The organism is Acidimicrobiales bacterium (assembly GCA_035533595.1).
Classification (GTDB): domain Bacteria; phylum Actinomycetota; class Acidimicrobiia; order Acidimicrobiales; family Bog-793; genus DATLTN01.
The window spans coordinates 23,342-30,631 of the sequence record DATLTN010000011.1; the positions used below are offsets into that span (position 1 = coordinate 23,342).

A 7,290-nucleotide genomic window follows, 5' to 3' on the forward strand; every position below is an offset into this window, starting at 1 on the left:
ACGAGCGTTCGCCCAACGCTCAGCGTTCAATACAGGACTCGAGCGTGATCCTTTCGGCTGCGCGGCTACTGCCCAATGCCGTCTCCATTCAAACGCTGACCGCACGGCGGTCTCCGCTATCGGCAGTGGGGGTTGAACGTAACCTGTCGCCGTGGCGGTGCCCCAGAAAATTGCGATGAGCGATCTCTTGCGCTGCTCCCGGGAGCTCCGCAGGACAGGTGATGACGCCGCGAGCATGGAGGCAGTCGCTTCGGCGGTCGCCGACTGCCTGCGCGAGCACTTCGTCGACAAGGACAGCAAAGCATCGCTGCTGCCGGTCGTCCGCTGCTACGCGACGCGGCGGCGCGAAGCGGCCGCGGCTGGACCGCCCCCCGGCTCGGAGACCGCCGCCGCCGGCCCCCGCGGCGTGCAGCTGAGGCTCCTCACCAGCGCGGAGGAGGATCCGTCGTGGAGTGGCCGACGGACCGCACCCGACGTCATCTCGCTGTCGAGCGCGCGGGAGCTGCGGCGCTCCCCGATGATCGCCGAACTCGTCGGGCAGCTCGGCCTCGACCCGCAGCAGCTCGTCGATCCCGAGCCGACGATGTTGCGTGAGCTCGAGGAACGGACCTATGAGGTCTTCTTCGTTCCGCAGGCTGTCGGAAGTCACCACGTGCCGGAACAGGACGAGGTCGTCATCCCTTACGGCGTGCGCTCCGTTCTCGGCGTGGGCACGGTGCTGCCCGACGGGACGCTCTTCGTCGTCGTGCTGTTCTCGAGGGCATCGATCCCCTTCGCCGTGGTGAAGGCCTTCGCCGCCGTGGCGCTCAGCATCAAGCTCGCTCTCCTCCCCCACGTCGCGGACGAGGTGTTCGGCCAGTCGGGCGTACCGCGCCCCTCGATCGATCGAGCGACCCTCGACGAGCTCGTCGTGAGCTCAGAGATCGTGACGCTCTCCCGGCTGCTCGAACTGCAATCCGACATCTCTGAGCGAGAGGTGGCCGTCGCCGAGGAGCTCGCGCTGCGGGTCGCCGGCTCGGTGGCACGAGACGTCGCGACCTCGCACGCGCGGGAGGCGGCCAGTTCGGAGGCACGGGACGTTGCGACCTCCGAGGCCCGTGCCGTGGCGAGTTCGGTGGCCCGCGACATCGCGATCTCCGAGGAGCGTGCTCGGGAGTTCGACACCTCGCGCGCTGCGCTCGCGCTGAGCGAAGCACACAAGGCGGCGATCCTGGAGGGGGCGCTCGACTGCGTCATCGGCATGGACAGCCAGGGACGGATCACCGACTTCAACAAGGCGGCCGAGGTCACGTTCGGATGTGAGCGGAGCGACGCGATCGGCCAGGACCTCGCGGACTTCCTGATCCCGGCGGAGATGCGCGAGCGGCACCGTTCGGGGTTGGCCAGGCTGCTCGCGACCGGAGACGGTCCGATACTCGGCCGACGGATCGAGGTCGACGCCCTGCGCCGCGACGGCTCCGAGTTCCCCGTCGAGCTCTCCGTCACCCGAGTCGAAGACACCGATCCGCCGTTCTTCAACGCCTACCTGCGCGACATCACCGCCCCTCGGGTGGTCGCCGCGGAGCTCGCGGCGAACCGTGAACGGCTCGCGCACATCGCGAAGACGCTGCAGACGAGCCTCCTGCCGCCGCTCCTTCCCGAGATCGACGGGATCGAGCTCGCGGCGGCCTTCCGGGCCTTCGGGGACGGCTACGAGGTCGGTGGGGACTTCTACGACGTCTTCGAACTCGGTGGCGGCCACTGGGCGCTGACGCTCGGTGACGTCTGCGGCAAGGGCAGCGAGGCTGCGGTGGTGACCGCGTTGGCGCGCTACACCCTGCGGGCGGCGGCGATGCGCCGTCGCAACCCGGCGGACGTGCTCGCCACGCTGAATGAGGCGATCCGTCGCCAGCACCCCGGCAAGCTCTGCACCGCGGTGTACGCCACCCTCGATCCCTCCACCGGCATGGTGCAGGTCGCCCTCGGCGGCCATCCCCACCCGCTCCTCCTCACCGCCGCCGGCGCCGTCACCGCCGTCGGGATCACGAGCCCGCTCCTCGGCGCGTTCGCGAGCTGGAAGGGCGCAACGGACACCGTCGTCCTCGCGGCGGGCGACATGCTCCTCCTGTACAGCGACGGAGTGACCGAGGCGCGCGCGGGCGAGGAGTTCTTCGGTGAGGACCACCTCGAGGCTGCGTTGGGGGCGACCGCGGGTCGACACGCGACCGCGGCGGTCGAGCTCATCGAACGCGCGGTCCTCGACTTCGCGGGCGAGCTCAGCGACGACCTCGCGGTGCTCGCGGTGCGGAGGTCCGTCGCCGAGCCACCGCCGGAGAGCGGCCCGGCCGGGGCGTAGGCGCTGGGACTACAGCCCGCTCTGCCCTTCGCCCTCCTCCGCGTAGACGCGCGCCGCGTACTCCTCGAGGGATTTTTCGCAGACCGCCAGTGCCTCGACGGCGGCGTCGAGCCCCTTCGCGCCGAGGAGGTCACGGCCGCGGACCTTGTCGAGCCACCCCTTCAGCTTGACGAGGTCGACGTCGTTCTCCTCGAGCTCGGCGTAGGTGAAGTGATTCGCCTCGTATTCGTGGTGGATTTCTTGAAGGAAGTCACCGCAGCGGTCGGCGATCTCCTCGTATTCGTCGTCGCGTGCCGCGTTGAACAGCTCGATCAGTTGACTCTGATCTCCGAGCACCGTGGATTCGAAGAGCAGCGCGTTTCCACCCATCTCCTCGATCTCGGCCCGCAACGCCCGCATCGCGCGTTCTCCGGCCGGCGACGCGGGCAGTGCCGCCGCGGCGTTCTGGACGTAGATGGCACCGAGGCCCTTGATCTTTCGCCAGACCCCGGCGCGCAGGCGGGTCGGATCGCTCGGGATGCGGTACACGAGCAGCAACCATCGATCGGGCTTGCGCTTGCCGGCCGCGCCGCCTTCAGGGGTCATGGGTACAAGCTACGTCGTCCCACGGAAATCCCGGTGGGCCCCCGAGGGGCTCCGGGAGTCGGAGTCGGCCCAGAGTTCCGGTCCGGCACGGCCGTGGCGGCGGTGAATCAGGGCCGATGACCGCGATCTCAGGAGACCGCGTGACGAGCCGCGAGGTCAGACCCGCTGCCGCCCGTGGTAGGTGCTCGCGGCGAGGAAGGCCACCGCCAGCAAGGGGATGAGGATCACCGCGGCGACCCGTTCGTGACGGAGCGCGAGCGCGAGGCCGACGACCACCAGCACCCCGATGAACAGCGACGGTACCTCGCCGATGAGGAAGTCCCACCAGAAGCGCCCGAAGGCGGCGAGCAGCGACCCGATCTTGGCCATCAGTGGGCCACCTCAGGCTGCGCGGCCGAAGGAGCGGGGATCGGGAAGCGCTTCATCGAGGCGATCGAGGCCATCGTCATCGCCCAGAAGAAGGCGATGAGCACGAGGATCGCGAGGTCGCTGCCGGGCCAGTGGATCCCCGCACCCTCGCCGACCCAGAAGACGCCGAAGCTGGAGAGCATGACGCCGACGACGATCTTCATGGTGTTCTCGGGCACCTCCGAGAGCTGTCGGGTGACCATGAAGCCGACGATCGTCACCAGCACGACCGCGGCGCTCGCTGCGATGACGGCCAGGCCGAGGTGGTGGCCGCTCACCCCCAGGCTGAGGACGATGAGCACGACCTCGGTACCCTCGAGGAGCACGCCCTTGAAGGCGACGACGAAGGCCACCGCGTCGCGCTTCACCTTGGTCTCGGTGGCGGTTCCGGAGAGCTTGGCGACGGTGCTCTGGAAGATCACGTCCTCGTCGTGCATCGCCTTGTGGCCGCTCGAGCGGAGGATCGACTTGCGGAGCCACTGCAGCCCGAGGATCAGCAGCAGCGCACCGATCACGACGCGTAGGCCGTTGATCGGCACGTAGCGGACGAGCGGCACACCGACTGCTCCGGTGACCACCGCAAGCAGCAGCAGCGCGGTGCCGGCCCCTTCGAGCGCGGAGCGCCAGCCACGGGTGCTCCCCGCGGCGACGACAAGCGTGAGCGCCTCGACCGCCTCAACGGTGCAGGCACCGAAGACCGCGAGCGCAAGGATGATCGACGACGTCACGGCTGGCTCCTCTCTCTAGATCTTCTTGGATGCCTGTCGGGCGGGTCTGCACGAGCTGTCCCAGGGATTGTGCGAAGAGGACAACGGTCACTCCCGAAAGGTAGTGTCTGTTACGAGCCGATTGTAACCACTGTTCATCGGCCCTAGCTTGTTCTTCGGGCCGAGTCCCGCGGCAGTGGCCTAGGCAGAGTCTCCCGGGGGGCCCGTGATGTTGACGAAGGAGCAGAACGAGCGACTGACGCGCGTCGGCCCGGGCACGCCGATGGGCAACTTGATGCGACGTTACTGGCAGCCGTTCCTGCCGGTGGCGATGCTCGACGAGAACCCGGTGCAGGCCGTTCGTCTCCTCGGTGAGGACCTCGTCTGTTTTCGAGACCGCTCGGGGACGATCGGGCTGGTCGGAGATCGTTGCGCGCACCGGCGCGTGCAAATGGTGTTCGGAATTCCCGAGGAGCACGGATTGCGCTGCCCCTATCACGGGTGGTGCTACGACGAGACGGGAACCTGCACCGAGACGCCGCTCGAATCACCGCACAGCCGGCTCGCCGAGCACGTGTCGATCGGCGGGTACCCGGTCCAGGAGATGGGCGGCCTGCTCTTCGCGTACCTCGGCCCGCGACCGGAGCCGATCCTGCCGCCCTGGGACATCCTCGTCGTGCCGGGCGCGCTGCGGCAGGTCGGCTACACGGTGATCCCCTGCAACTGGCTGCAGTGTCAGGAGAACGCCTCCGATCCTGCGCACAGCGTGTACCTCCACGGCCATTTCTTCCAGTATCTCCTGGAGCGCGACGGTCTCCTCGACGAACGAGCGCCGGACCGGAAAACGCATCGCGCGTTTGCGAGTATCTCGCAGTCCGCAGGCTATTCCCACGTCATCTCGAAGGTCGACGAGCACGGCGTGCAAAAGGCAATGGTGTTCACCCCCGAACGTGGAGCTCCCGAATACAAGGAACACTGGCATTCCTACATGGTCTTTCCCCACATGGTGCGCGTCGGGGGTGGGGGAATCCGCTACGAGCTTCAGATACGCGTGCCGATGGACGACACGCACACCTATCACCTCGTGTACGACATCTACGTGGCGCCGGACGGGATCGCATTGGACGTGCCCGAGACGGTGCCGTGCTACGAGGTCCCGACCCTCGACGACTCGGGAGCGCCGGTCCTCGACTTCGTTCTCGCCCAGGACCTCATGGCATGGTCTGCGCAAGGCGACATCGTCGATCGCCGCCGAGAGACCCTCGCGGCCTCCGACGAGGCCATCATCCGCTACCGCTCCGTCCTCGAGGAGCAGCTGCAGCGCGTCGAGGCCGGCCTCGACCCGATGAACGTGTTTCGCGATCCGCAGGCGGTCGGGGACCTCATCACCCTCTCCCCTCCCATCACGGCGACCAATTCCGACGTGAGCCAGCCCTGGATTGGCGCGAATCGTCAGTTGTTCCACAAGGGTTACTGGCGTGACGAAGCCGACCGTTATGGTCCACTGATCGAGGAAGTTCGCGAATTAATGCGACGTTCAGCAGAGGTGTAGGGACCTAAGGCAAATTCCGCAGCCCGATACTGGACATGAAAGACGTCACCGTGGCTTGTCGGGAAGGGCTCGGAGTGGGATCGGGCGGCCCATCAAGAGCCGCTAGAATGCATCGAAATAGTGCTCACTGGACTCGCGACCATTGAAATGTTAGGCTGCTAGACAAACAACCGTTACATTTGCGGCAAAAGCCCTGTCACAACGATGAGCCGTTGTTGTAATTGCTGCCCAAATCTGCGCATGCTCCGCCCACGAACGGTGGGCACCGCGCCTCGGAAACGTAGGAGGACTGATCTCGATGGACGGAGACGACCTCGCAGCCTTTGGCTCGAATGTTGCCTATTCTGCCAAGGGCGACCTCTTCACCCTCACCGGTGTGAATGGTGTCGACCCGAAGACCGGCAAGCTCGCAGAGGGAGCCGACGCCCAGTTCCTCCAGGCCTTTCGCAACGTCGCCGAGTTGGCTCCGCGCTGCGGATTCAGCGCCGACGAGATCGGGAGGATCGCGGTCTTCACGCCGGACGCCTCCTACCGGCCGCTCATCAACCCGGGCTGGCTCGAGCTGTTCCCCGAGGACGGCAACCGTCCGGCGCGAAAGACCACGCACGCTCCGCTCGACGAGGGCGTCGTGGTCGAGCTCGAGGTGGTCGGCGCACGCGGCGAGCGCGTCTCGGTCGAGATCGACGGCGTCCGCCACCGCGATCCCCTCCCGATGGGGGCGCGCGTCGGGCGGCACGTGTTCTCGTCCGTGATCGTCACCGACGTGCCGAATAGTGACGAGCGGCTCGACGGCGTGCCCGCGATCCAGCAGAACTTCGACAACCTCACGGCCTTCATCGAGGCCGCCGGGGGGACCCTCGACGACATCTCCAACGTCTGGGTCTTCCTCGGGATGTGGGAGCTGCACGAGCGCTACGTCGACATCTGGTGCGACGTGTTCGCGGACGAGCACTCCCGCCCCTCGCGAAAGACCATCCAGTACCCCGACACCAAGGTGCAGATGCAGATCGAGGCGGTGATCGGCGGCTCCCGCCAGAACCTCGAGATCCCCGGCATCGGCCACCACGACCCGATCCCGATGGGCGCCGTCACCGGCGGCGTCTTCACCTCGTCGGGGATCGACTCGCGCGACCCCGCGACGGGAGAGTCTCCGAAGGACACCGAGAGCCGGACGGCGAACTGCTTCGCCAACCTCGGCCGCCTCCTCGAGCAGGCGCACCTCGAGAAGGACTGCCTCTACCAGGTGACCGGGCTCGTCGAGAACAGGGCGTCGATCCCGGTCTTCACCGAGGCGTGGCACTCGTTCATCGGTGGCAGTGCAGACCCTGGCGTCTTCCAACCACTGGCACTCGGGCTCATGGGTCGCTCGAGCTCGGTCCAGATCCTCGCCCGCGGCATCAGCGCGTAGCCGCGGGGACCACACAAGGAGAGCGAGATGATCAACCGCATCCCGAACGAACGCATCTACGAGGCCGCACGCCGCGTCTTCGAGGAGGCCGCGAAGGACGGTCGCGAGATGGCCTTCGCGATCACCGACGAGGCCGCGGGCCTCGTCTTTGGGGCCCGTACCGAGAAGTGCGCGGCGCGCGTCCTCACGCACGCGATCAGAAAGGCCTACACGTCTGCGACGATGCGCCGCGACACGATCGTCTTTCGCGACGAGGACAAGAAGGCCGAGAAGACCCTCGCCGACTGGGGCCTCG

At 67.3% G+C, this 7,290-nt stretch carries 7 protein-coding genes; 4 read left to right on the top strand and 3 right to left on the bottom strand.

What is annotated here, in order from left to right:
* The first annotated feature begins 175 nt into the window (after window positions 1-175).
* The gene (locus tag VNF07_02285; GenBank protein HVB05060.1) at window positions 176-2,335 is read left to right on the top strand and encodes a SpoIIE family protein phosphatase; all 2,160 of its coding nucleotides are present in this window, start codon (window positions 176-178) and stop codon (window positions 2,333-2,335) included.
* A 9-nt stretch (window positions 2,336-2,344) separates the two neighbouring features.
* Here the strand turns inward: VNF07_02285 and VNF07_02290 are convergent, their stop codons facing one another.
* From VNF07_02290 to VNF07_02300, 3 genes are all read right to left on the bottom strand, one after another.
* Window positions 2,345-2,920 (bottom strand): Chromate resistance protein ChrB, encoded by a 576-nt coding sequence (locus VNF07_02290; GenBank protein HVB05061.1) that lies wholly within the window; start codon window positions 2,918-2,920, stop codon window positions 2,345-2,347.
* A 156-nt stretch (window positions 2,921-3,076) separates the two neighbouring features.
* A complete protein-coding gene (locus tag VNF07_02295) occupies window positions 3,077-3,289 on the bottom strand; it encodes a hypothetical protein (protein ID HVB05062.1) in 213 nt (70 codons plus the stop codon).
* On the bottom strand, window positions 3,289-4,056 hold the full coding sequence (locus VNF07_02300) for a hypothetical protein (GenBank protein ID HVB05063.1): 768 nt from the start codon (window positions 4,054-4,056) through the stop codon (window positions 3,289-3,291). The genes VNF07_02295 and VNF07_02300 overlap by 1 nt, the downstream gene beginning before the upstream one ends.
* Before the next feature lie 208 nt (window positions 4,057-4,264).
* Here VNF07_02300 and VNF07_02305 point away from each other — a divergent pair, with 208 nt between their 5' ends.
* From VNF07_02305 to VNF07_02315, 3 genes are all read left to right on the top strand, one after another.
* A complete protein-coding gene (locus VNF07_02305) occupies window positions 4,265-5,587 on the top strand; it encodes a Rieske 2Fe-2S domain-containing protein (protein HVB05064.1) in 1,323 nt (440 codons plus the stop codon).
* 298 nt (window positions 5,588-5,885) lie between these two features.
* The gene (locus VNF07_02310; GenBank protein HVB05065.1) at window positions 5,886-6,995 is read left to right on the top strand and encodes a Rid family hydrolase; all 1,110 of its coding nucleotides are present in this window, start codon (window positions 5,886-5,888) and stop codon (window positions 6,993-6,995) included.
* 27 nt (window positions 6,996-7,022) lie between these two features.
* Window positions 7,023-7,290: heme-binding protein (locus tag VNF07_02315; GenBank protein ID HVB05066.1), on the top strand; the 268-nt coding region annotated here is incomplete at its 3' end.

Bases quoted from the DNA above. Each gene is read 5' to 3' on its own strand.
- VNF07_02285 (HVB05060.1), top strand. From the start codon at position 176: ATGAGCGATCTCTTGCGCTGCTCCCGGGAGCTCCGCAGGACAGGTGAT.
- VNF07_02295 (HVB05062.1), bottom strand. From the start codon at position 3,289: ATGGCCAAGATCGGGTCGCTGCTCGCCGCCTTCGGGCGCTTCTGGTGG.
- VNF07_02305 (HVB05064.1), top strand. From the start codon at position 4,265: ATGTTGACGAAGGAGCAGAACGAGCGACTGACGCGCGTCGGCCCGGGC.
- VNF07_02290 (HVB05061.1), bottom strand. From the start codon at position 2,920: ATGACCCCTGAAGGCGGCGCGGCCGGCAAGCGCAAGCCCGATCGATGG.
- VNF07_02310 (HVB05065.1), top strand. From the start codon at position 5,886: ATGGACGGAGACGACCTCGCAGCCTTTGGCTCGAATGTTGCCTATTCT.